At 69.2% G+C, this 25,192-nt stretch carries 18 protein-coding genes; 13 read left to right on the top strand and 5 right to left on the bottom strand.

Annotated elements, in window-relative coordinates:
• Nucleotides 1–84: 84 nt before the first annotated feature.
• Nucleotides 85–1,452, top strand: a complete 1,368-nt coding sequence (locus tag ABZ208_RS28055) for a hypothetical protein (RefSeq protein WP_356912237.1) — start codon at nucleotides 85–87, stop codon at nucleotides 1,450–1,452.
• Nucleotides 1,453–1,767: 315 nt separating this feature from the next.
• On the opposite strand, the gene ABZ208_RS28050 is transcribed toward ABZ208_RS28055, so the two are convergent.
• The 3 genes from ABZ208_RS28050 to ABZ208_RS28040 form a co-directional block, all read right to left on the bottom strand.
• The gene (locus ABZ208_RS28050) at nucleotides 1,768–2,622 is read right to left on the bottom strand and encodes an AfsR/SARP family transcriptional regulator (RefSeq protein ID WP_328393764.1); all 855 of its coding nucleotides are present in this window, start codon (nucleotides 2,620–2,622) and stop codon (nucleotides 1,768–1,770) included.
• 23 nt (nucleotides 2,623–2,645) lie between these two features.
• Complete coding sequence (locus tag ABZ208_RS28045; RefSeq protein WP_356912236.1) at nucleotides 2,646–3,413, bottom strand: thioesterase domain-containing protein; 768 nt, start codon at nucleotides 3,411–3,413, stop codon at nucleotides 2,646–2,648.
• 118 nt (nucleotides 3,414–3,531) lie between these two features.
• Nucleotides 3,532–4,374, bottom strand: a complete 843-nt coding sequence (locus tag ABZ208_RS28040; RefSeq protein ID WP_328393768.1) for an AfsR/SARP family transcriptional regulator — start codon at nucleotides 4,372–4,374, stop codon at nucleotides 3,532–3,534.
• 276 nt (nucleotides 4,375–4,650) lie between these two features.
• On the opposite strand from ABZ208_RS28040, the gene ABZ208_RS28035 reads away from it, so the two are divergent.
• The 3 genes from ABZ208_RS28035 to ABZ208_RS28025 all read left to right on the top strand — a co-directional run bounded on the left by ABZ208_RS28035 (nucleotide 4,651) and on the right by ABZ208_RS28025 (nucleotide 8,648).
• Nucleotides 4,651–5,007 carry a hypothetical protein gene (locus ABZ208_RS28035; RefSeq protein ID WP_356912235.1) on the top strand — a complete coding sequence of 119 codons (357 nt, stop codon included), beginning with the start codon at nucleotides 4,651–4,653 and terminating at the stop codon, nucleotides 5,005–5,007.
• A 7-nt stretch (nucleotides 5,008–5,014) separates the two neighbouring features.
• Nucleotides 5,015–7,276 carry a TOMM precursor leader peptide-binding protein gene (locus tag ABZ208_RS28030; RefSeq protein ID WP_356912234.1) on the top strand — a complete coding sequence of 754 codons (2,262 nt, stop codon included), beginning with the start codon at nucleotides 5,015–5,017 and terminating at the stop codon, nucleotides 7,274–7,276.
• Between the two features lie 91 nt (nucleotides 7,277–7,367).
• Entirely contained in the window at nucleotides 7,368–8,648 is a 1,281-nt protein-coding gene (locus tag ABZ208_RS28025) for a histidine kinase (RefSeq protein ID WP_356912233.1), read from the top strand.
• Nucleotides 8,649–8,714: 66 nt separating this feature from the next.
• Here ABZ208_RS28025 and ABZ208_RS28020 read toward each other — a convergent pair whose 3' ends face one another.
• Nucleotides 8,715–9,320 carry a response regulator transcription factor gene (locus ABZ208_RS28020; protein ID WP_328393776.1) on the bottom strand — a complete coding sequence of 202 codons (606 nt, stop codon included), beginning with the start codon at nucleotides 9,318–9,320 and terminating at the stop codon, nucleotides 8,715–8,717.
• Nucleotides 9,321–9,446: 126 nt separating this feature from the next.
• Between ABZ208_RS28020 and ABZ208_RS28015 the strand changes: the two genes are divergently transcribed.
• From ABZ208_RS28015 to ABZ208_RS27980, 8 genes are all read left to right on the top strand, one after another.
• The gene (locus ABZ208_RS28015) at nucleotides 9,447–10,646 is read left to right on the top strand and encodes a cytochrome P450 (protein ID WP_356912232.1); all 1,200 of its coding nucleotides are present in this window, start codon (nucleotides 9,447–9,449) and stop codon (nucleotides 10,644–10,646) included.
• A 113-nt stretch (nucleotides 10,647–10,759) separates the two neighbouring features.
• The gene (locus ABZ208_RS28010; protein ID WP_356912231.1) at nucleotides 10,760–11,191 is read left to right on the top strand and encodes a hypothetical protein; all 432 of its coding nucleotides are present in this window, start codon (nucleotides 10,760–10,762) and stop codon (nucleotides 11,189–11,191) included.
• Entirely contained in the window at nucleotides 11,191–11,841 is a 651-nt protein-coding gene (locus ABZ208_RS28005) for a hypothetical protein (protein ID WP_356912230.1), read from the top strand. The genes ABZ208_RS28010 and ABZ208_RS28005 overlap by 1 nt, the downstream gene beginning before the upstream one ends.
• Nucleotides 11,842–11,844: 3 nt before the next feature.
• Entirely contained in the window at nucleotides 11,845–16,551 is a 4,707-nt protein-coding gene (locus ABZ208_RS28000; RefSeq protein ID WP_356912229.1) for a putative T7SS-secreted protein, read from the top strand.
• A gap of 5 nt (nucleotides 16,552–16,556) precedes the next feature.
• Complete coding sequence (locus ABZ208_RS27995) at nucleotides 16,557–16,952, top strand: Imm7 family immunity protein (RefSeq protein ID WP_356912228.1); 396 nt, start codon at nucleotides 16,557–16,559, stop codon at nucleotides 16,950–16,952.
• Between the two features lie 353 nt (nucleotides 16,953–17,305).
• Nucleotides 17,306–18,133 (top strand): FAD binding domain-containing protein, encoded by an 828-nt coding sequence (locus ABZ208_RS27990; protein ID WP_356912227.1) that lies wholly within the window; start codon nucleotides 17,306–17,308, stop codon nucleotides 18,131–18,133.
• Nucleotides 18,130–20,847: a molybdopterin cofactor-binding domain-containing protein gene (locus tag ABZ208_RS27985; RefSeq protein ID WP_356912226.1), complete on the top strand. Its 2,718-nt coding sequence runs from the start codon at nucleotides 18,130–18,132 to the stop codon at nucleotides 20,845–20,847. The genes ABZ208_RS27990 and ABZ208_RS27985 overlap by 4 nt, the downstream gene beginning before the upstream one ends.
• A gap of 5 nt (nucleotides 20,848–20,852) precedes the next feature.
• Nucleotides 20,853–21,824: an antibiotic biosynthesis monooxygenase gene (locus ABZ208_RS27980; RefSeq protein ID WP_356912225.1), complete on the top strand. Its 972-nt coding sequence runs from the start codon at nucleotides 20,853–20,855 to the stop codon at nucleotides 21,822–21,824.
• Nucleotides 21,825–22,146: 322 nt separating this feature from the next.
• Here ABZ208_RS27980 and ABZ208_RS27975 read toward each other — a convergent pair whose 3' ends face one another.
• Entirely contained in the window at nucleotides 22,147–22,626 is a 480-nt protein-coding gene (locus ABZ208_RS27975; protein WP_356912224.1) for a hypothetical protein, read from the bottom strand.
• Between the two features lie 697 nt (nucleotides 22,627–23,323).
• On the opposite strand from ABZ208_RS27975, the gene ABZ208_RS27970 reads away from it, so the two are divergent.
• Nucleotides 23,324–25,018, top strand: a complete 1,695-nt coding sequence (locus ABZ208_RS27970) for a lysyl oxidase family protein (RefSeq protein ID WP_356912223.1) — start codon at nucleotides 23,324–23,326, stop codon at nucleotides 25,016–25,018.
• Nucleotides 25,019–25,192: the final 174 nt, after the last annotated feature.

Genomic DNA, 25,192 nt, shown 5'->3' with positions numbered 1-25,192 from the left:
GTCCGAGGGGTGGCTCACGGGGGGAACCGATACGGCTCGCTGCCCTCTTCCCCGCCGCGTGGCGGAGTCAGGAGTCCACCGGAGATGAGCCGCACCGAGATCACCGTCCATCCGTGGTTCCTCGAGGAAGGGCGGCCCGAGCCCGCCGCGCTGCGCACGGTGTCCCCGGCCGAGGTGGGTGCTCTGCTGCGGCAGGAAGCCGCAGGGCTGGATGTGTCGCTGCCCGGGCCGTGGCATCCCGCACAGCCGTTCGTGCTGCCGCGCCGCTCCTACGACGAGTTGTTCGGCATCGCCCGTACGCTGCTGGCACTGGTGCGCCGCGCGGTGATGGCTCTCGACGGGAGCTGGCCCGGGCGGATCGAGGCGCTCGGCGCCGACCCGTTCGACTATCCGCTGCTGTCCGGGCAGGACAACACCGAGACCGAGTTCTGCTCGATGATGGCCCGGCCGGACATGGTGATCGGCTCGGACGGCCCGCAGCTGCTCGGCTTCCAGGTCAGCGGCACCTTCGACGGGCCGAAGGCGACGCAGGCACTGACCGCGGTATGGCAGCGCACCCACCCCGGAGCCTTCTGCGGAAACGATCCTCTTCTCACCCGGGTGCGGGCGTTCGAGGACATCTGCTCGAGCCGCCGGCTGCCGAGAGCGGTCGCCGTGGTCGGCAGCTTCGGGGATCTGCACGACGAGGCGGACATCCGGTCGCTGGACAGGGACCTGGAACAGTTCCGCCGCCGTGGCTTCACCGCCGACTTCCTCGAACCCGACCAGCTGCCTGATGCGCTGGGCCGGCCGGGCCGGCTGCGCTATCCGCTCGGACTGCGCAGCTTCTCCCCCTCCGAGTGGGACGAGCGGGGACTGAGTCTGCGGCCGGTCCATGACGCGCAGCGTGCCGGTCTGTTGCTGCTGCCGCCGCAGAGCAGCGGGCTGCTCGCCAATGGCAAGGCCCTGGCCCTCGTCTCCGAGGGGCGCCCGTGGATGACCCGCGCCGAGCGGATGCTGGCCGACCGGCATCTTCCCTGGACCCGTATCACCCTGCCGGGGCGCACCGACTGGCACGGCGAGGACTGCGAACTGGATGTACTGCTGCGCTCGCACCGGGAGCGGTTCGTCCTCAAGAAGGCCATCGGTATGACGGGAGGCGACATCCTCGTCGGCAGGCACACCGACCCCACCGACTGGCAGCACGCCGTGGCCCGCGCCCTGGCCGGCGGCGACAGCATCGTGCAGGAGTACGTCGACCCTGCCACCTGCCCCGTCGAACTCACCGACGGCACGACCACCCGTACCGCGCTGGTCGCGCCCGTACTCTCGCCCATGCTCTTCGGCGACCGGCCCGGCGGCTGCTGGGCGCGGTTCCTGAGCGGCGACGAGACCTCCGACGACGCCTCGCGGGGAGTGATCGGCGTGCGCGGTGCCGGCGCGTCCGAGAACGCGGTGCTGACCTGGGCGTAGCGGGGCAGGCCGAGGCGCACGGGGCCGGCGCGGTCGTGGGCCCCGCGCGCGACGTCCCGGGGCGGTGCACCCGCCTCCGTCACGCGCCCGACGGCACCGCCGGCGGGCATCGCGTTCCGTACGCAACACCACGGCGCGGCCGCGTGCGACGCATCCGTACGGGCGCGACGACACGCCTGAGAGTGGGAACCGCTCCCTCCACGGCGTCGACGCATCCGTACGCGCGCGACGTCACGGCCGTGGCGGCGGGGCCCACCGGCGGCAGCCGGGCCGGGAGGGTGCCTGGACCGGTCGTCGCCGTCGGCCGTCGTGCGTTCAGCGCAGCCGTAGGGACCGCTCCACGCCGCCGCCCACGCCCGCACCGGCGCGGGCGGCACCGGTCTGGATCTCCAGTTCGGACGCCGATTCGAGCATCGCGCGCTGCAGATGCTGCAGCCGCGGCGACGGGTCGAGTCCGAGCTCCTGCGAGAGCACACCGCGCAGCCGCTGGTACACCTCGAGCGCGTTGCCCCGCCGTCCCGACCGGTACAGCGCCAGCATCAGCTGGCCCTGCGTGTCTTCGTGCATCGGGTGCTGGGCGGCGAGCCCGGACAGTTCGCCCACCAGCTCATGGTGACGGCCCAGCCGCAGATCGGCCTCGATGCGCTGGTTGAGTATGCTGAGGCGGGACTCCTCGAGCCTGGTCGCCTCGATCTCCAGCAGCGGGCCGCACTGGACGTCGACGAGCGCGGGCCCACGCCACAGAGCGAGGGCCCTGCGGAACGAGTCCGATGCGATGGTGCAGTTGCCACTCTCCAGGGCTCGGTGCCCCGAGCCGGCGAGACGTTCGTACTCGCAGACGTCGACAACGCCGCCCTGGGTGTCGAGCAGATACCCGCCCGACTCGGTGACCAGGATGCTCTTGGCGCCGTTCGGCAGCTCGGGCCTGCGGTCCGCGCCGAGTGATGCGGCGATGAGATTGCGCAGCTGCAGGATGTAGGTCTGCAAGGTGGTCTGGACGCTGCGCGGCGGGGCTTCGCCCCACAGCTCCTCCACCAGCGAGCCCACCGAGACCACTTGGTCCGGGTGCATGGCGAGCAGGGCGAGGACCTTGCGTGGTTTGACGGCGGTGGGGACGACAGAGACCCCTGACTGGACGACCCGGCAGGGCCCCAACACGCTGATGTCCATGTCCGCTACTCCCTTCGAGGCGTTCAGGCTCTGGCGATCGGACGGTGCGCTACCACACGGCGCAGTTCTGCCGCGAGCAGGGTGGGCAGTTCGGCATCGCGGACGAAGAAGTGGCCGCCAGGGACCGTGCGCAGGCTGAAGCGGGCACTGGTGTACCGGCTCCAGCCGCCGACGGCCTCGGCGGTTGCGATCTTGTCCTCGGTTCCGGCGAAGGCGTTCAGCGGTACGGGCAGCGGATCGCCGTCCTGCGCCCGCAGGCTGCGCGCCAGCCGGAGGTCGTCGCGCATGGTCGAGAGCAGGATGCCCAGCCATTTGGGCCGCTCGAAGAGATACGGCGGCAGCGTGCCGTACTTGGCGAGTGCGGCCAGCAGCCGGTCGTCGGACAGATCGGGCTGCTCGACGAGCGGGGTGGGCAGATGGGGCGCGGCGCAAGCGCCGACACCGACCAGGTCCGGCGGGCGGTGCCCGCCGCGTACCCGGTGCTGGGCGAACCGGTGGGCGACCAGTGCGCCCAGGCTGTGCCCGTAGAACGCGTGCGGCACATCCAGCAACGGGCTCAGATGGGTGTCGAGTTCGGCGAGCAGCTCGGCGGCGTCCGTGATGCGCGGTTCACGCAGCCGGGTCTCCCGCCCAGGAAGCCGTACCGGAAGCACCTGGATCTGCGACGGGAATCGGGGCCGCCAACGCGCGAAGGTGAGGGCGCCCGCGCCCGCGTGGTGGAAGCACAACAGTCGGAACGCGGGCTCGGGCAACTCCGGTATGCCGGGCGACACTGCGAGATACTGGTTCACGCCCCCTCCTCACACCGCACCGGTTTCTCGACTACGCGGGCCCCGATCCTCACGACCACCGCTTTAAGGCCGCTTGACCGGAGCTGGAGCGAGGTGGAGCGGATGAGCTGGCAGGACGTCAGACGGTGAGTACGCCGTCACCGTCCATACGCCCGCGGCCGCTCCACTCATCAATGGCTTCCTCACCACGGAGGATGGCCTGGTGAAGCCGCTGGGTCCGGGGAGAGGGCTCGAGCCCCAGCTCCTCGACCAGGGTCTCCCTCAGTCGCTTGTAGGCGACCAGCGCATCGGACGAGCGCCCGTCGGCGCAGTAGGCGAGCATCTGCAGGGCGCGCAGGCTCTCGTGCATCGGGTGCCGTTCGCACAGTGCGCACAGTTCCCCCAGCACCTCACGGTGCCGGCCCAGCTGCAGATCGGCCCCGATGCGACGTTCCAGCGCGCCGAGCCTGCTCTCCTGAAGTCGCGTCACCTCGATGCCGATGTGCCGTCCGTGCGGTACGTCGGCGAGCGCGGGCCCCCGCCACAGCTCGATGGCCGCGGTGAGGTTCCTCGACGCCCTGGCCATGTCGCCGAGCTCGAACGCGGTGTGCCCCGCGCCGGCCAGCCGGTCGAACTCGAGCGCGTCGACATCGGCCGGCTCGACGTCCAGCAGATAGCCGCCGTGCCGGGTCACCAGCACGTTCTTGTCCCAGACACCGGTCGACTCGGGGATGGCGGAGCGCAGTCGGCGGCGCAGCTGCAGGATGTAGGTCTGCAGCGTGGTGGGCGCGCTGCGCGGCGGGCCGGCGCCCCAGAGCTCCTCCATCAGCACCGGTACCGGCACGATGTGCTGGGCGTTGAGCGCGAGCAGCGCCAGGATCTGCCGTGGTTTGGAGGCGCTGGGAAGTACGGACACTCCCGCGGCCTCGCCGCGCAGAGTTCCCAGAACCTCCACGCGCACTCTGCGCCCCCAGTTCGGCATGTCCTTTTCCCTCACCCCGTCGGACGGCTTCTCCGTGGCGGAAAGCCGGTTCAGGGCAGGCTGTCATGCGGGACATCCGCAGGAACAGTGAGCAGTTCACATGCCTCATATGGAGATCACCTGGAACGGGCCTATGAAATCTTCACATCCAGGGAGGTGATGCCCCCACTGTTCGATTCCAGTCACGCCGCACAAACTGCTCTCGTATGCGCAGCCGAACATCCGCACAGGCCAACGCCTTCCCGGCACCGTTCAGTTGACGATGGGAGCAAGAAGATGTCTGGTTACGCGTCCAGCGGAACCGCAGTTCAAGTGGCCCGCACCAGCTCGGTCGAGCATGACTGGCGATTCGCGGAACTCGTCGCGCGGACCTGTCTGCAGCCGGAACTGGCCCTGCGTTATGCGCTGGAGCCCCGTAATGTTCTCGCCGAATTCGGCATTCCGGTCGCACCCGGAAGTGTCATCCCGGCACTGCCGGCGGACACCGACACCGAAGTGACGATCATCAATCTGTCCACCGAATCCGGCGACGGCTCCGGCGTTCACGGGGTGCAGCCCTGCTTCTGCGCCACCCGGCAGGACCTCGTTCCCGCGCCTGCAGCACAGGGCGCCGCCGGCCGCGGCCGTATGTGAGCCGCTGGTGAATTCCCTCGGGCAGCGGATCGGGTTCAGGAGACACCTCACGACCGCCGTAGTACCGGGCGAGGCGACCTATCTGGTCTCCGAGCAGGGTGTCACCGCGATCGAGGGCGAGGCCATCGCGGTCCTCGCGCCCCTACTGGACGGCAGCAGGGATCTGCCCGCTCTCGTGCGGGACACCCAGGGCATGCTGTCCGTGCGAGAACTCGGACTACTCCTGGGAAAGCTGAAGCAGGCCAATCTGATCACCGGCAGCTCGGCGCCGCTCGAGTGTGACCCGGCCTCCCAGGACGCCGCGGCCTTCTGGGAGGCCGGAGGTCTCGAGGCGGCACGTGCGAGATCCGCGCTGTCCGAGGGCATGGTCCGGCTCGTGGACCTCCGCGCCCTCGGCGCGCCGGCCGCCCGGGACGCCTTCCACGCCGCCGGGGTCGCGATCAGCGACCCCGGCGGCTGTGGTCCGGCGGGCCTCACGGTCGTCCTGTGCGACGACTATCTCCTGCCTCAGCTCAAGGACATCGACGCAGCTCAGCGCCGCAGCGGCCGCCCGTGGATGCTGGCGAAACCTCATGGCGTGGAACCATGGGTCGGGCCGGTGTTCCAGCCCGGCGAAGGGGCCTGCTGGCACTGCATGGCGCACCGGCTGAGCCATCACCGCCGGCCCGAGCAGCATGTCGGCGCGGCCCTCGGGCTGCCCGTGCCACCCGCGCCGCCACGTGCGGCGATCGCGGCGAGCCGCTCGCTGGCCTTCCAGACGATCGCCATCGAGGCGGCGAAGTGGATCGCCGGGTACCGAAGTACCAACCAGTCGGCGATCCGGGTGCTGGACACTCTGGAGCTCGGCATCCAGGCCCATCAGGTCGCCAGGCGCCCCCAGTGCCCGCAGTGCGGCGACCCCCGGCTGGTCGGGGATCGGGTCCAGCGGCCGATCGTCCTGACCTCGCGCCCCAAGAAGACCCTGAGCGGCAACGGTCACCGTGCGCTCACGCCCGAGCAGGTCCTGGAGCGTTACGAGCACCTGGTGGGCCGGGTCACCGGTGTGGTCACCGGGCTGCAGCGTGCGCCCGGCGGACCCGACTTCCTCAACTCGTACTACTCGGGCCCCAATCCGGCGCTGCCCAGCGGTTCGCTCGCGGCCTTCCGCTCCGGGCTGCGCTGCCAGAGTGGCGGCAAGGGCGTCACCGCGCTCGATGCCAAGGTCGGCGCGCTCTGCGAGGCGGTGGAACGCTACTCCGCGACACTCCACGGCGACGAACCCCGCATCCGGGGAAGGTTCGCCGAACTGGCCGACAGCGCGGTCCATCCCAACGAGTGCCAGCTCTACCACGAGCGCCAGTATCCGGAGCGGCGGCGGTGGAACGCCGTACAGCCGCCGTTCCAGTACATCTGCGATCCGTTCGACGAGGAGGCCGACATCGACTGGACGCCGGTCTGGTCGCTCACGCGGGGCAGGCACCGGCTGCTGCCGACGCGGATGCTGTACTTCTCCGCCCCGCCGGCGAGCGGACCGTGCTTCGCCCTCGCCGACTCCAACGGCAATGCCGCGGGCAGCAGTCTCGAGGACGCCGTGCTGCAGGGCTTCTTCGAGATCGTGGAACGTGACGCGGTGGCCGTGTGGTGGTACAACCGCACCAGCCAGCCCGCGGTCGACATCGACTCGTTCACCGACCCGTGGATCGACGAGATGCGGGCCCAGTACGCCATGCTGAACCGGGAGTTCTGGGTGCTCGACCTCACCTCCGACCTCGGCATCCCTGCGATGGTGGCCGTCTCCCGGCGGATCGACAAGCCGGAGGAGGACATCATGTTCGGCTTCGGCTGCCACTTCGACCCCGGCATCGCGCTGCGCAGGGCACTCACGGAGCTCAACCAGCTTCTTGCTTCGGTGCTGCAGCCGCCTGCGGACGACCCCGTGCTCGCGGACTGGTGCGCACGCCGCACCGTCGAGAACCAGCCATACCTGGCACCCGACCCGCTGGTTCCCGCCAAGCGCCGAACCGACTACCCCTACACCCTGCGGTCCGATCTCCTCGACGACGTCCACGCCGCGGAGCAACTGCTGCGCGCCCGCGGCCTGGAGCTCCTGGTTCTCGACCAGACCCGGCCCGACCTGGGCCTTCCCGCGGTCAAGGTCATGGTGCCGGGAATGCGGCACTTCTGGGCACGGTTCGGGGCGGGACGGCTCTACGACGTACCGGTGCAGCTCGGCCGACGCGCCTCACCCATCGCCTACGAAGAGCTCAACCCCATACCACTGTTTGTCTAGTGTTCGCCCGGTAATGACCGTCGCATCCAGGCCGCGCTCCCCTAGGATCCATGCACGCGCAGTAGTGCGTCGGGGGTCAATCGGGGGTCGCATGTCTGACGTGGAACACGCCCAGGAGACACAACACGCGGAGACACAGCACGTGCTCGGCCCGGACCACCGAGCACCGCTCATGGACCGGCGCGGCTCGAACGACGCGGGCCTGGCACCCAAGATCGCCCAGGCGATTCTGCTGGTGGCGCTGGGCAGCGTGCTGGCCGCCGCGACACTCCATCTGCTGGCCGTCCGGCAGAACCTGCTGCAGCTCGCCGTGGGTACGGCCGCTCTCCTGGGCATGTTCGCCTCCCAGGTGGTGCTGTCGGCGCCCCGGCGGGTGCGGCTGGAGCGCCGGCACCAGTACGTCATCCTGGCGGTCCAGGTGATGCTCACGTATCCGCCGATTCTGCTGCTCGGCACCGCCTGGGTAGGACTGACCGGCTTTCTGGCCGGATCGCTGCTGCTGACGCTGCGCGCGCCGTGGTCATGGCTGGTCTCGGTGCTCGCGGTGGTGAGCACCATGGGCCTGACCACGGCATGGAGCGAGATGGCGCTGCTCGACATCGCCTACGTCGGCGTCTCCACGGTGATGATCGCAAGCCTCGTGTACGGCCTGACCGCGCTCACCGAGATGGTGCTGCGGCTGCGCAGCGCTCAGCAGGAGATCGCCCGGCTCGCCGTGGAGCAGGAGCGGCTGCGGTTCGCCCGCGATCTGCACGACCTGCTGGGGTACAGCCTCTCGGCGATCACCCTGCGCAGCGAGCTGACGCTGCGGCTGGTGGACCAGCACCCGGCGAGGGCACGGGAGGAGCTGGCCACGGTGCTGGACATCTCCCGCCAGGCGCTCGCCGACACCCGGCAGGTGGCCCGCAGCTACCGGCACATGTCGTTCTCCACCGAACTGGCTTCGGCCTGCTCGGTGTTCGGAGCCGCCGGCATCGACGTCGAGGTCGACTGCGGCCTGAGTGAAGTGCCCGACGCGGTCGGCACCGTACTGGCGACCGTGCTGCGCGAGGGAATCACCAACGTGCTGCGGCACAGCGTCGTGCAGCGCTGCCGTATCGCCGTCAGGAAGAGCGGTGAGGACACGGTGGTCCTCACGGTCGTCAACGACGGAGTGGCGGGCGACGGCGACCGGCCGTCCTCCCACGACGGCGGCAGCGGCATCGGCAATCTGTCCGCCAGGGTGTGCGCGGTGGGCGGCAGACTGAGCGCCGGCATCAAGGAGGACGGCTGCTTCCATCTGATGGCGGAGGTGCCCCTCCACTGCCGGGACAGCCGGTGGATGCTCAGGCCGCCGAAGGTCAGGACGGCGTCGCGCCCGAGTGTGGTGTGAGGGTGCGACCTCGGCGGGCCGGCTCGGTGTCCGGCCCGGGGCTGGTGAGACGTCACGGCGGAAAGGTCAGAGCCAGCCCTGTTCCCGGGCGATCCGGATGGCGTCCACCCGGTTGCGCGCGCCGAGTTTGGTGACGACCGTCGTCAGGTAGTTCCGTACGGTACCCACCGTCAGATACAGCCGGCCCGCGATGTCGGGGGCCTCGGCGCCGTCAGCGGCCATCCGCAGCACCTCGGTCTCCCTGGCGGTGAGCGGATTCTCGCGTGCCGCCCATGCGTCCAGGGCCAGTTGCGGGTCGATCACCCGCTCCCCCACGGACACCCGTCTTATCGCGTCGGCGAGCTGGGTCGGCGGCGCGTCCTTGAGGATGAAGCCCGAGACCTGCGCCTCCAGCGCGCGGCGCAGATTCCCGGGGCGGCCGAGGCCGGTGAGGATCAGGGTGCGGCAGGAGGGCTGCTTCGCGTGCACCTCCGCCGCCGCGGCCAGTCCGTCGATGCCCGGCAGGTCGATGTCGAGCACGGCCACGTGCGGGTCGCACCGGAGCACGGCGGGCAGGATGTCCCGGCCGGAGCCGACCTCGGCGACGACTCGTATGTCAGGTTCCAGATTGAGCAGAGCCACTAACGCACCCCGCACCATGTGCATGTCCTCGGCAAGGACCACTTTGATCATGTTCAAGGGTTCACGCAGCACTCGGCCTCCCCCGACCCGCCGTCAGCGAGCCCCGACAATACCTCTCCGAGTCGCTCTGAACACCCGCTCGAGCACATCCCGAGCAGCGGGTATGACGGTGTGGTCATGCCTCACCACTCCTCTGGGCGCAGTTATCCGCCCGTTCGTCGCTCGGCGACCGATCTGCCGGAGGAGTACGCGCAGTTACGCGCCGGCGCTCCGGTGGCGGAGGTCGTCATGCCCAGCGGCGACCACGCATTCCTCATGAGCCGGTACGACGATGTGCGTACGGTGCTCTGCGACGCCCGGTGCAGCAGGGCGGCGACGGTGCTGCCGGAGTCCCCGAAGCTGACGGCCGTCCCGTTCGACGCGGGCGGCCTGTTCACGATGGACCCGCCGGAGCACACCCGGCTGCGCTCGCTCGTCGCGGGCGCGTTCACCGCCCGCCGGGTCGAACTGCTGCGCCCCCGGATCCGTGAGCTGGCCGACGAGCTGCTCGGGCTGATGGCCGAGGGCGGCGGCCCGGCGGACTTCAACGAGGCCTTCGCCTTTCCCTTTCCGGTCGCCGTGATCTGCGAGCTGCTGGGGGTGCCGTTCGCCGACCGGGAGATGTTCCGCGGCTGGTCGGACGCGATCCTCTCGCTGACCGCGCACACCGCGCAGGAGATGCTGGAGCACAAGCTGGCACTGGTCGGCTATCTGCAGGGGCTGGCGGCCGAGAAGCGGCGGACTCCCGGCGACGATCTGCTCAGTGCGCTCGTAGGGGTTCATGACGACGAGGGCCCGCTGACCGAGCACGAACTGATCACGATGGCGATGACGCTGCTGATCGCCGGCCATGAGACGACGGTGGGCGTACTGGGCACCTCGGTGTTCACGCTGCTGCGCCACGACGGCGGGATGGGCCTCGTGCCGTCCGGCAAGGAGGAACTGGCCGCTCTTGTCGAGGAGTTGCTGCGGGTCAATCCGATCGGGGACGGCGGCCCGCTGCGGGTCACGACGGCGGACATCGAGGTGGCGGGCACGAACGTTCCGGCGGGCAGCGCGGTGATCGGCGCGATCTGCTCGGCCAACCGGGACGAGTCCCGCTTCCCGGACCCGGACCGCTTCGACCCGTCCCGGCGCGGCACTGCCCATCTGGCCTTCGGATTCGGCCCGCACTACTGCCTGGGCGCGCCGCTGGCTCGGGCGGAGCTCCAGATCGCCCTTACGGCGCTGGCCCGCTGCTTCCCGTCCCTGCGCCTGGCGGTGCCGGCGGCGGACGTGAAGATGCACACGGGGCTGCTGGTGAACAGGCTGGAGTCGCTGCCGGTGGAGTGGGCCTGAGGCTGCCCGGACCGGATCGCCACAACATCCCCTCCATTCCCTGGCCAGTTGCCTGAACAGTGTCCTAGGGTGCTGGCGCGAGCTATGCAGTCGCAACGCGAGGGGGATCCGGCGTGGACACAGTCACGGGGGCCGAGCTCGAGGAGCGCATTGCCGAGCAGAGGACGGGAGCCGGTGATCCGCGGGCGCTGGTGGGCGAGTTGAGACGCGCCCTGCTCCTGGTGCCTTTCGATGCCGGTGGGTTGTGGACTGCGGAACTCGGCGGCGTGCGCTGGATCTGCGGGTTCACGAATGAGGACGCGCTGGCCCGGTTCGCGCGGGCGCGGGACACCGGCGACGGGTCGTCCAGCGGCCGGTCGTGGGAATTCGCCGAGTTGCGCGGGGCGCGGCTGCTCGACGAGATCGTTCCGGCGATGGGCGTGCCGGCCGGGATTGCCGTCAATGTCGCCGATCCGGACGGGGCGATGCTGTTTCCGCCGGTCGTGGGCATCGTGCCCGATGCGGTCGCCGTCGATGCCGGCGAGGCACGCGGGGGGCGGGACTGATGGGGGACGGCGGCGCGAAGGACCTGGGGGTCGACAAGGACAGCGTCCGGCGGATCACCGAAGGACTGAGGGCCGCGGTGTCCGAGTTGCGGGAAGTCGGCACCAGCACCGGTTCGGTGCTGGGAAAGGGGTTCTCGGACATGGCGATGACCGGCATGGAAGCCGGTCACCACGGTCTGTCGGTGGACTTCGAGGACTGCTGCGAACGCTGGGAGTGGGGCGTACGTGCCCTGATCCAGGACGCCAACACCATCGCGGCGAAGCTGGGTCTGGCCGCCGGACTGATCTGGGAGGAGGACCAGTACGTCCAGGGCACTTTCAAGATCGCGGTGAACGCCGCCGTCGGCAACCCGCACGCCTCCGAGGACGAGATCGTCAAACAGAACTGGGGCGACGTGTTCACCCCGGACTACCTGGACCCGGACTGGAGCCCGGAATCGTTCGAGCGGGCCGGGGACGAGGCCGCCCAGACCTGGAAGGACACCGGCCGGGCGCTGATGACCGAAGGGACGGGCGGTCAGCGGACGAGCGCGCTCAACGACCTCTTCGGCGTCGACCAGGACGACTTCGACCGGGCGGTGGACGACACATTCGGTCCGTCGCCCGAGGAAAGGGCCAGGCAACAGCAGCAGGGCGACGGGGGCAACTGATCCATGGGAATCGGCGATTTCATCAGCGACGTCACTCCGGATGTGGTCGAGGACGCGGTCGAGGACGGCGTCGAGTGGGCCGGCAACCGCGTCGAGGACGCCGGGAACTGGACCGCCGACCGTTTGGAGGACGTCGGCTGGGACTCCGGTGCCGACTGGGTGCGCGAGCAGTCCCGTTCGCTGGCCAACCGGATGGGTGCCGAGGTCGACGAGATGGACCTCGGGCAGACCGAGGACAAGACCAAGCTGATCTACGGCAGCCCGTCGAAGATCCGCTCGACCGCCTCCCATCTCAAGGACTTCCAGAAGGCGTTCAACAATGTCGGCCTGGGCCTCGAGGGTCTGGACTCGGACACGCTCAAGGGGAAGGCGGCGGACGCGTTCCGGGCGACGGTGAAGATCGAGCCGCCGAAGTGGTTCAAGGGCGCGGACGCGTGCGAGAAGGCGGCGGGAGCGCTGGCGGCGTTCGCCGGAACCGTGGAGTGGGCGCAGAACCAGGCGCAGAGCGCGATCGAGAAGTGGAAGGCCGGCACCAAGGCGTCCGAGGAGGCATGGGACGCGCACAAGTCGAAGCTCGACAGCTACAACAAGGCTGCGGATCGGTACAACGCGCAGGCACCCGACCAGCGCGACCCGTCCACCCTGCCGCCGAAGCCGGGCGAATTCTCCGATCCGGGCAAGGGCCGTATGGAGGAGGCACAGCAGATCCTCGCCGAGGCCCGCAAGCAGCGCAACACGGCGGCCGAGACGGCGCGCAGCGCGGTGCAGGCCGCCCGGGACGCGGCCCCGCCCAAGCCGTCGTACGCGGAACAGGCGCTGGACGGCCTGAACGAAGTGCAGGTCATGAACACCCACTTCGGCGCAGGCATCGTCAAGGGCACCGCCGGACTGCTGACCTTCGTGCGCAGCGTCAACCCGCTCGACCTGTACAACATCACCCACCCCGCCGAGTACGGTCTGGCCCTGAACAACATGGCCGCCGGGCTGGTCCAGGTCGCCAACGACCCGTGGGGCGCGGGCAAGCAGATGCTCGACAACTTCATGAAGGATCCCGCCGAGGGCTTCGGCCGACTCGTCCCCGACGCGCTGCTGACCGCCGCCACCGCAGGCGCGGGGGCCGGGGTCAAGGCGGCCCGCCTTGCCGACGAACTCTCCGACGCGGCAAAGGCGGCCCGGCGGGCGGACAACGCCGCGGATGCCAGCCGCAAGCTCCCGGACAAGTGCTGCGGGCGCGAGCCGGTGGACTTCGCTACAGGGCGCATGCTGCTGGCGGAGACCGATGTGTTCCTGCCGGGTTCGCTCCCGCTGGAGTTCCGACGGGACCACGAGTCGTCGTACCGGGCGGGCCGCTGGTTCGGCCCCAGCTGGTCCTCCACCATCGACCAGCGGCTGACGGTCGATCCGCTCGGCGTGGTCTTCCACGGCGAGGACAATCTCCTGCTGGCCTTCCCCCACCCGGCGCCCGGCCTTCCGGTGCTCGCGGAGGCGGGCCCGCGCTGGCCGCTCGAGAGGAACGCGGACGGCAGTTACACGCTCACCGACCCGGACACGGGGCACATCCGGCACTTCCTGGCCCCGTCCGGCGCCGAGCCGGGCGGCAACGGCATCGCGCCGCTGGCAGAGCTCGCGGACCGGGGCGGCCGTACGATCAGCGTCGACTACGGCGAGGGGGGAGAGCCGCTCGCACTCACCCACTCCGGCGGATACCGGCTGGCGTTCACCACCGAGGACGGCCGGATCACCTCGCTGCGGCTGATCGACGTCGAGCAGGGCGCCACCGAGGGCACCGGCAGGGACCCGGAGGGCACCGAGCTGGTCCGCTACGGATACCAGGACGGCCATCTCACCCACGTCACCCGGTCCTCCGGCCGGCCGCTGCGCTTCGAGTACGACTCCGAGGGCCGGATCACGGCCTGGACCGACACCAACGACTCCCGCTTCACCTTCGTCTACGACGACCAGGACCGCTGTGTCACCCAGACGGGTACGGAGGGCCATCTGCGGTCCGACTTCCGCTACTCGGACCAGGACCCCGAAACGGGACTGTGCACCACCTCCGTGACCGACTCTCTCGGACAGGTCTGGCGCTACACGGTCAACGGCCGCCTCCAAGTGATCGCGGAGACCGACCCCACCGGCGCGACCGTCCGCACCACCCACGACCGCTGCAACCGCATCCTGACGCGCACCGACCCCCTGGGTGCTGTCACGGTGTTCGACTACGACGACGACGGCCGGCTCACCGCCGTCACCCGCCCCGACGGCAGCGGGATGCGTGCCACATACAACGACCTGGGGCTGCCCGTCGGGCTGACACGCGAGGGCGGGGCCCGCTGGCAGCAGGAGTTCGACGAGCGCGGGAACCGCCTCGCCGTCACCGATCCGGCCGGTCGCACCACCCGCTGCACCCATGACTCCCGGGGTCACCTCGCCTCGGTCACCGACGCCCTGGGCGCGGTCACGCGACTGCGCCACAACGCGGCCGGTCTGCTCGTCGAGCGCGAGGACCCCGCCGGCGGGATCACCCGGTACCGCAGGGACGCCTTCGGCCGTATCACCGAACTCGTCCTGCCGGACGGCGCCACGACCGGCTTCGAGTGGACCGTCGAGGGCAGGCTCGCGTGCCGTAACGGACCCGGCGGGGCGAGGGAGACCTGGACGTACGACGGCGAGGGCAACTGCACGGCCCACACCGACCCCGTGGGCCGGGTCACCCGTTTCGAGTACACGCATTTCGATCTGCTCGCGGCCCGCACCGACCCGGACGGCGCCCGCTACGAGTTCGTCCACGACACCGAGCTGCGGCTGAAGCGGGTGACCGATCCGCAGGGCCTGAACTGGTCGTACGCCTACGACGGCGCCGGGAGGCTGACCGGCGAGACCGACTTCGACGGGCGCACCACCGGCTACGAGGTCGACCCCATGGGCCGCGTGTCCGCCAGGATCACCCCGCTCGGCGAGACCATCCGGTACGAGCGGGACGTCCTCGGGCGGGTGATCAGCAAGGACGCCGCGGGTCACCTCACGACGTACTCCTACGATCCGGCCGGACGTCTGCTCCAGGCCTCGGGTCCGGACAGCGAACTGATCTACCAGTACGACCGTGAGGGCCGGGTCAAGACCGAACTCGTCGACGGGCGAGCCATCACCTACGCCTACGACGGGGCCGGCCGCCGCGCCCGGCGTATGACGCCGGGCGGGCAGGTGACCTCGTACGTGTACGACGCAGCGGGCCGCCCCGCCCGGCTGTCGGCCGGGGGCCGCGAAGTGGACTTCACCCGCGACGAGTCGGGCCGTGAACTGGTCCGCCGCTTCGGTGAGACGCTCGCCCTCACATCGGTACGGGACGGGTCGGGACGCGTCACCGAGCAGGAGATCACGGCAGGCGGGCACAGCCTCAGCCGCCGGAGCTACACCTATCGCGAGGACGGCCACCTCATCGGCGTCGACGACGCGCTCGGCGGGCGGCGCCGCTTCGATCTCGACCCCGTCGGCCGGGTCACCGCCGTCACGGCCGCCGGCTGGACGGAGTCGTACGCCTATGACCGGAGCGGCAACCAGACCACGGCGGCCTGGCCCGACCGGCATGCCGGCTCGGACGCCCGGGGCGATCGCGCGTACACGGGCACCCACGTCGTGCGTGCCGGTGCCTACCGCTACGAGCACGACGCCGCCGGGCGTCTGATCCGGCGCACCAAGGTCCGGCTGTCCAAGAAGCCCGACACCTGGCGCTACTCCTACGACGCGGAGGACCGGCTCACCGAGGTCATCACGCCCGACGGCACCCTCTGGCGCTACCGCTACGACCCGCTGGGTCGCCGTACTCGCAAGGAGCGTATGGCCCCCGACGGCGAAAGCGTCCTGGAGCGTACCGACTTCACCTGGGACGGGACAATCCTGGCGGAGCAGACCACTGCACCGGCCGGGGCCCCGCACCTGGTCACACTGACCTGGGACCACCAGGGGCTCACCCCCATCGCCCAGACGGAACGGCTCACGGACTCCGCCACGCAGCGCGAGATCGACACGCGGTTCTTCGCCATCGCCACCGATCTCATCGGCACTCCGACCGAACTCGTCGACGACCGGGGCGACATAGCGTGGCGCAGCCGCACCACCTTGTGGGGCACCACCACGTGGAACGCCGACGCCTCCGCGTATACACCACTGCGCTTCCCGGGCCAGTACTACGATCCCGAGACGGGTCTCCACTACAACCACCATCGCTACTACGACCCGCAGACCGCCCGCTACACCACGCCTGACCCCTTGGGCCTGGCCCCGGCCCCCAACCCGGCCGCCTATGTCCACAACCCCCACACCTGGAGCGACCCCCTCGGCCTCGCGCCGTACGAGAACAACGGCGGACTCGGCCAACTGGTCAAGGTCAACAAGCCCGACCCCGCCGCCGACGCCCTGGCCGAACGCCTCGGCGGCGAGTCCCGGGTCAAGTTCGAGAACGACCCGAAGGGGCGGGAGATCGACGCGATCAGCGACGAGTACGTCGCGCAGTCGAAGCCGGAGGGGATGCAGATGGGAAGCGCCCTTCGGAACCAGGCCAAGGCGACATTCGAGTACGCGCTACAATCCGGTCGCACCCCGTACTTCCATTTCGACGGCGAACCCGGTCCCGGCGTCATCGACAAACTGAAGGAATACGGCCGGCGTTACGGGATCGAGCCCGTGATCGACACGACCCCGCTGGAATGAGGGCGATGTACGAGTTCCATGGCTGGTTCGGAATCGCCGAATCACCTGAAGAGGCGGACGCCGGGAGCCTGGACGCGGGCATCGACGAGCTGCGGGCGCGCATCGCGGAGATCGACTGGTCGACCGGTGAGGTCGTACTGAACGTCCACAACGGCGAGTTCTTCGTACTGGCCAACGGCCTGATGAACCGCCGCCGCGACGAGGCCGAAGAGCTGGACGCCCTCCTGCACCACATCGCCACCCGTTTCCCGGGCTCCTGGGGCCTGCTCTACGAGCGTTCCCCCGACATGGACACTCCCCCGGGGCAGGGTGCGTTCCGCGTCCGCGTGATGGCCCGGGGCGAGATCCAGGTCCGCCTGGACCCGTTCCTCTCACCCGTCCGGCCGGTCATCGAGGACTGACCCGGCGCTGACCCGCGGCTGCCGTCGCCCGGCCGTCGAGCCGCCTGCGACGCATGGCTGGGGGCGTCGACCGAGCCCTGTGGCGAGGCCGGCCCGTTCTGCATATGCTTGACGGGAGTCCCTGCGCCCGCCGGTCCTCCGCGAGCAGTTCGACCGCAGCCGCCAAAACTCAATTTCTGTCGCTCGAGGTCGTGCCGCTCCCATGTGCGCATCGTGACCCGCCGGCATTCGGCGAGTGCATCGAGCCGAATGTCCGCAGTCGAAATGACGGACGCGAGTGGCGCCACGCGCTGGTTGATCGCGTTCGGTAGGCGGTCGTCGCACGATTGTCGTCGTGAGGGGGATCATTTCCCATGGACCTCAACACCATCACCGAAGTCATTCGACGACCGTCCGATCGGCCCGGTGCGGACTGGCGCGAAGGCGATGCCTGGCTCGCAGGCGGAACGTGGCTTTTTTCCGCGGAGCAGCCGAGCCTGCGGCGCCTGATCGACCTGACAGCGTTGGGCTGGGATCCCCTCGTCCCGAGCGACACGGGCCTTGAAATCGGCGCAACGTGCACCATCCGCGAGCTGTACGCCTTTACGCCGCCTGGCGATTGGATCGCGGGAACTCTCTTCGCGGAAAGCTGCCAGGCGTTCCTGTCCTCGTTCAAGGTCTGGAACGCGGCGACTGTCGGCGGCAACATCTGCATGTCGTTGCCTGCGGGCCCGATGATCACGCTGACGGTCGCACTTGAGGCAGAGTACGAACTGTGGGCTCCGGACGGGTCCGCGCGCATCGTCGATGCCCTCGACTTCGTGACCGGCGACAACCTGAACATCCTTGCTCCCGGGGAAGTCCTGCGACGCATCGACATTCCGGTGCGCGCCCTGAGGAAACGCGCCGCGCACCGACGCTTCACACTGACCCGCCTCGGCCGTTCGACGGTATTCCTCATCGGTACTCGAACGCCAGGAGAGAACGACCTGCTGCTCACCGTCACAGCCGGCACCACACGGCCTGTGCGCATTGCCTTCGCCACCATGCCCGATGCCCGGACCCTGCAGCAGAGCATCGAGGCCGTCCCCGCCGACGTCTGGTTCGCCGATCCCAACGGGACCCCCGGCCACCGTCGTGATCTGACAAGGCACTTCGCCGAAGAGATACGTCGCGAACTCACGGCGGGGGGCGTGGCATGACGTACATCGTGAACGGCAAGAGCTTCGACGAAGAACCGGACCCCGGCCAGTGCCTGCGCACCTTCCTCCGCTCACTCGGCCACTTCGGCGTCAAAAAGGGGTGCGACGCAGGCGATTGCGGCGCATGCACGGTGTGGTTGGACGGCAATCCGGTGCACAGCTGCATCACCCCTGCTTTCCGTGCGGACGGCTCTGAGGTGACCACGATCGAGGGCATGGGATCACCCGGCAACCTGCATCCGATGCAGCGACAGTTCCGCGACGCCCCGGGGTTCCAGTGCGGTTTCTGCACCGCAGGGATGATCATGACGTCGGCTGCGTTCACCGAGGCCCAGAAAGAGGACCTGCCACGGGCGTTGAAGGGCAACCTCTGCCGTTGCACCGGCTATCGGGGGATCGAGGATGCCGTGAAGGGCGTCACCGGCGTGGAGACAGCCGCGCCTGGAAAGGCTGTCGGGGCGAGCGTGGTACCGCCGGCAGCCGAGGACGTGGTCACCGGTCGCGCCGAGTTCACGATGGACACCCATATCGACGGCATGCTGCACCTCAAGGTTCTGCACTCGCCACACGCGCACGCCCGGATCGTCTCGATCGACGAGACCGCTGCACTCGCGGTTCCCGGCGTGCACCGCGTCTATACCTGGGAGGATGTGCCGCGCAGGCGTTTCACCACGGCGATCCACACCGACCACCTGGTCGATCCGGACGACACCTTCATCCTCGACGACACGGTCCGCTTCGTCGGCCAACGCGTCGTTGCGGTCCTGGCCGACACGGTCGGGGCGGCAGAAGAGGGCTGTCGCAGGGTCGCCGTGGAATACGAGGTGCTGCCGGCCGTGTTCCACCCCGAAGAGGCAATGGCCGAGGACGCGCCACAACTGCACAGCGCGGACAATCCGTTCATCCGCGATGCCGCCCGCAACATCCTGCTCGAGCTCCATTCGCACATCGGCGACATCGACGCAGGGTTCGCCGAAGCCGACGTGATCCACGAAGGCACGTATTTCTCACCGCGAGTGCAGCACGCGCATCTCGAAACCCACGGCTCGATCGCCTGGATGGAGAACGGCCGTCTCAACGTCCGTACCAGTTCACAGTCGCCGTCGATCGCGAAAGTCAAGCTCGCACATCTCTTCGCGCTGCGCCCGGATCAGCTCCGCGTGTTCTGCAAACGCGTCGGCGGCGGCTTCGGCGGCAAGCAGGAAGTGATCTCGGAGGATCTGGTCGCGCTCGCCACCCTGGACACCGGGCGGCCCGTCTGCTTCGAGTACACCCGCGAGGAGGAGTTCACCACGGCTTCTCCACGGCACCCGATGACGCTGACGGTCAAGCTCGGCGCGAAGGCGGACGGAACGCTCACGGCCTTCCAGGTCCGCAATGTGTCGAACACGGGCGCCTACGGCAACCACGGCGGCGAAACGCTCTACGCAGGCGGCTCTGCGGTCATGATCTACCGCTGCCCCAACAAGAAGTACGACGCCTTCTCCGTCTATACGAACACCGTACCGAGCGGGGCACTGCGGGGTTACGGGATGACGCAACCGGCGTTCGCAGTGGAATCGGCGATGAACGAACTGGCCCTCGCCCTGCACATCGATCCGCTCGAACTGCGACGACGCAACATCGTGCGGCCGGGCGATCCACTCGTCGCCATGCATGAGGGCCCCGACGATGTGACGTTCACCGAGGACGGGCTCGCGAAGTGCATCGATCTGGTGGACGATGCCTTGGCCCGCACGGCCGATGAGCCGTCCCCCGGCCCCGGTTGGCTCGTCGGGACCGGCGTCGCGAGTTCGTTGCACGAGACCGCGCCCCCGACCGAACACATCTCGGAGGCCTGGGTCACGCTGGGCGACGACCTCGTGTACGAGGTGGCTGTCGGAACGGTCGAATTCGGCGAGGGTACGTCGACCGCGCATGTCCAGATCGCGGCCAACCAGCTGGGCACGACGCCGTCGCGGATTCGCCTGGTGCAGTCCGACACCGACCGCACGGGATTCGACACCGGCGCTTTTGCGAGTGCAGGCCTTTTCGTGGCGGGCAATGCGGTACTTCGGGCGGCCAATGCTGTGCGCGACCGCATCCTGGAATCTGCCGCCGCGCACACAGGTGTCCATCCCGTGATGTGTTCGATGGACGACGAGGATGTCGTCTGCGGCGACCAGCGCGTGTCGTTGGCCGAACTCGTCGCACTGGCCCGAGCACGCGGCATTCGGTTCACCGCCGCCCGCAAGGCCTACGGCTCACCCCGAAGCGTCGTCTCCAATACGCAGGGGTTCCGGATCGCCGTCCATCGGGTGACGGGTGAGATCCGTGTCCTTTACAGCGTTCAGGCGACCGACGCTGCCGTGGTCATCAACCCCGCGCAGGTCCGGGGACAGGTGGAAGGCGGTGTGGCCCAGGGGATCGGCTTCACGCTGACCGAGAATCACCACGTCGACGCGACCGGCGTCATGGTCAACCCCAACTTCCGCAACTACCGCATCCCCACCTACGCCGATGTCCCCCGAACCGACGTGCTCCTGGTGTCCTCGGCGGATTCCGTTGGACCCATGCGGTCGAAGGGGATGGCGGAGTGCTGTATCAACCCGGTGGCCCCCGCGTTGGCGAATGCGCTCCACGACGCCACGGGCGTCCCCTACCGGGCGCTGCCCCTGACTCCGGAACGCATCTACAGCCGGCTCAACGAGAACCAGTTGGCACCGAGGGCCTGAGCAAGATGACCACCGAAAAGCTCGAAGGCGCCGGGGCGACCGTCATCATCGGACTGAAGGTGCTGCCCGGACTGGAGCAGGAGTACGAAACGTGGCAGAGGAAGGTCAATGCCGCTGCCGCTGGCTATGCCGGGCACCTCGGCGCCGAGATCTCCCCGCCGACACCCGTGCAACCCGACTGGGTCGTCGTGTACCGATTCGACTCGATAGCCCATCTGCAAGCCTGGATGAACAGCGCAACCAGGCAGAGTCTTCTCGACATCGGCAGCAAGTACTTTGACGGTCCCGCAACCCAGCAGGTTGTCAGCGGCGGCACACAGCCAACGGATCCGCTGGTGACCGTTGTGGTCACCCACCGCGTACACCCGGACCACGTCGACGACTTTCTCGACTGGCAGCACCACATGAGCCAGGAGGAGAGCAAATTCGAAGGCTTTCGCGGAACCGAGATGTTCCGCCCGCTCGAGGGACTTCAGGACGAATGGACCACGCTGTACCGGTTCGACAACGCCGAACACCTCGATGCCTGGCTGACGTCGACCGAGCGGCAGGAACTTCTCGCTGAAGGCGCGAAGTTCAACGACTTCAAACTGCGCACGGTGGACAACTCGTTCGGCAGCTGGTTCGCCTTCGAGGAGAACGGCAAGCAAGCGCCGCCGCCCTCGGAGACCAAGACATCCGTCGCGGTCTGGGTCGGCCTGTACCCCACCGTTGTGCTGCTGACGCTCGCCCTGTCGCCTCTGCACTTGCCGCTCTGGCTCGGGCTGCTCGTGGGCAACCTGCTCTCGAGCTTCATCATGAGCTTCTTCACGATGCCCTATTACGTGAACCCGCTGCTCAAGCGGTGGCTGCGGCCGCCACCGGACGAACCGGCGGCCAGGACCCACCTCGGCGGCCTCGGCATCGTCGCCGCGGTGACCGTGTTCTGGGCCGTTGTCTTCTACGCCGTCACCACCCAGATCTGGACGCTGCCCTGACGTGGCGACCCGCCCTGCCGCTCCCCTTGCCGACTTGGTAAAGGTGCAACTGGCCTTCGGCGATGCGCAGACCAGGACAGGGGCACAGAGACAGCCATGCAGGGCGGCCGGGATCCCGGCGAGCCTAGTGCTGTGACCGCACAGGTTCGCCGGGGTGGTCGTCGTGGCGGTCGGATGTGTGGTGACGCCTGATCCGACCGCATCCGCTGGGGCGGACGCCTCCTCAAAACCGCAGCCTGACAGCCTGTTTCTGAGCCTTCGGCGCGGCGATCACGGGCCTGTGACGAGTGCCAGGCCGACGGCCTGCGCTGGTGCCTGGTGGTCATTCGATCCCGAGGGGTCCGATGCCCAGATCCTCACGCATGCGGTTGCGCATCTCAGCCATGGCCGTGCGGCGCTGTTGGATGAAGGCCGTGTCCTCGGCCGAGCCGACTGCCACCCCGCGGGCATAGGCGTCGCGCATCCGACGCAGGCTGTGAAACGCCTCGTTCCCGGCCGCAACAACGAGCGGCGGGCCCACGAGCCAGAGCTGCTCGCCGGCCGTGTGCAATCCGGTCCCGCGGAAGGCTTCGCGCACGGCCGCATCACGCGCTGACTCGGACATGTGATCGCCCAGGGCGACAGCCCGTATCTCTTCCCCCGCGTCTTTGAGGGCGGAGGCGTATTCGGTGTACACGGCGCGCCGCACTTCCAGAGCGTGTCGTGCTTCCTCGCGCCGCCACCTGCTGCGATCGGCGATCAGGGTGGCAGCGATGCCGATAGCGGCACCTGTCAGCGTGGAGAGCAGAGGCATCCAGTCCATGCCGCATGCTGTCTCAACCACTGCTGCGACACCAGTGGCCCTCACGTTCCGGCATGGTGATCACGGGCCTCTTGCCGAGTGCCAGGCCGACGGGCCGCACTGGTGGCTGGTGGCGCTCGGACCACGACGGGCATGCCCGTGATCGTCGACCTGTCCGTGGACAGCCGCTCACCTATGGACACAACGCCGCCCGGGACCTCCTTTACCGAAACGTCCTGGCGAAACGGTGACTTCTGCGCCAGGGGCCACGCGCACTGACCTGCCGCGTCGACGTTGAAAAGCGGGCACCACCCAACCCGGCGAACCTATGCGGTCACAGCACCAGGTCCGCAGGAGCTGAGAGGCGGCCCTGTCGGTCGTCGTGCCACGCATCCTGCCCATCACCTCTGACAGCGCTCCGGTACGGGACCGCTCTGCGGAGATCACGGCGGCGACGCACGGCCACGCATTACCACATCCGAAGGCCCCACAGGGTGGAAACGGCATGACGACGGCCTGATTCGACACCCTTCCACCGGCTTTCGGTCATTGATCCGTGAGCTGCGAGCGCACAGACAACCCAGGCTGCCGCCGCCACCTCTCACACGATGGAAGACGGTTTCGCGCTCAGTGCCCGCCACGAACCCGGGCCGGCATGAGCGGCGTTCCGTACGCCGCTGTTCCACCACCGTCCCATCGGGCACTCGCAGAACGAGGAATGATGACCACATCCCACCGGGCCAGACCGTGGCGTCCGGCGCTCGCTGTCGCCGCCGCCATCGCCGTGACCGCCGGCGTCGTGGCTGCCGCTCCCGACGCCAAGAAGCCGCAGTCCACGCCGAAGCTCAGCCTGATCGCCGCCTCGACGTCGGTGACCCTGACCTCGTGGAAGGAAGACCCCGGCGTCTACCTGGACCTCGGTACGTATCTGACCGCCGAGAACGCGCCCTTCGAGTTCAAGGTGACCCGCAAGTCCTACAAGGACCCGGTCGTCGCCCAGCAGGTCATCCGCGAGGGCAAGACGGTCCGGACCAAGACGCTGCCCAAGGGCCTGGTGAAGGACTTCTCGGGGCTGCCGGACTTCGTCGAGGTCACCATCACCGACGCGGCCGGCAAGAAGGTGCTGAGCAAGTCGGAGGCGTTCTGTCCGAACAACGCCTCCGGCCGGATCCGCCCCGACGCGCCGGCGCAGTCGAAGTACCCGCAGAGCTGTCCCGTGAACCCGTTCACCCTCGGTTCGGTGTGGGGTGTCGAGAACGGCTGGGCGTCCAACACCTACGCGGGCTACTACTCCGCCCCGGTCAAGCTGAAGGCCGGTAAGTACACCGCCAAGGTGTCCGTGGCCAAGCGCTACCGGGACCTGTTCGGCATCGCGGACAAGCCCCAGACGGTCAAGGTGACCGTGCGCGAGCAGAGCATGGAGGGCCCTGGCGGATCGGGTGCTGCCGCGAAGCACGGTGCCCACGCGGCCGGGCACTCCGGTCACGGTGCGATGCGCATGCCCGCGCCCGCCGCCGCGACGAGCGGGGCGGGACCGTCGTACAACGTGGGCCACGGGCCCTACACCCCGGCGCCGCCCGCCCTGCCGTGGGCACTGAAGAAGGCCGGGCTCAGGGCCGCAGACCTGGGCGACAGGTCGGGACAGACGGACGGCTCCCGCAAGGCTCCCGCGGAGAAGGCCAACGCGAAGCGGCCGACCGGCAGGGCGACCGTACCGGACGTGCCCAAGCCCGACCTCCGGTCGCTGCCCGCCTACGGCATCACCATCAGTGACGGCGGCAACGACGTTCCGGGCAAGGACTACCTGGCCTTCAGCGCCAACGTGTGGAACGCCGGCCCCGCGAAGCTGGTGGTGGACGGCTTCCGCTCGCCCGGCAAGAAGCTGATGGACGCCTACCAGTACTTCTACGACGCCAAGGGCAAGCAGGTCGGCTACACGCCGACCGGCACCATGGAGTGGGACCCGCGTCCGGGACACGAGCACTGGCACTTCACCGACTTCGCCAGCTACCGGCTGCTCAAGGCCGACAAGAAGGAAGCGGTGCGCAGCGGCAAGGAGGCCTTCTGCCTGGCCAACACCGACGCCGTCGACTACACCGTGAAGAACGCCAACTGGAGCCCGGACAACACGGACCTGTCCACCGCCTGCGGCCAGGAGAACTCGATCTCCGTCCGGGAAGTGCTCGACGTCGGCTCCGGCGACACCTACAGCCAGGACCTGCCCGGCCAGTCCTTCGACATCACCAGCCTGCCGAACGGCACCTACTACATCCAGGTGCTGGCCAACCCCGAGAAGCGGCTCAAGGAGACCAACCTCAACAACAACAGCGCGCTGCGCAAGGTCGTCCTGGGCGGCCGGCCGGGCGCTCGCACGGTGACCGTGCCTGCGCACGACCTGGTCAACGCCAACTGACCAGCGCATAGCCCTGTCCCTCCGCTGTCAGGCGGACGCGGCTGAGGCTCTCGCCACGGGCTCAGGCGTGGGGGGCGGGGGCGGGCGGCCGGGGGGGGCGGGCGGGGGGGGGGGGGGGGCGGGGGCCCCCCCCCCCCCCGCGCCCCCCCGCGGGCCCGCCGGCCCCGGGGCGCT

Origin of the sequence: Streptomyces sp. NPDC006208 (assembly GCF_040613775.1) — a bacterium.
Classification (GTDB): domain Bacteria; phylum Actinomycetota; class Actinomycetes; order Streptomycetales; family Streptomycetaceae; genus Streptomyces.
This window is presented reverse-complemented; position numbering and strand designations above follow the sequence as displayed.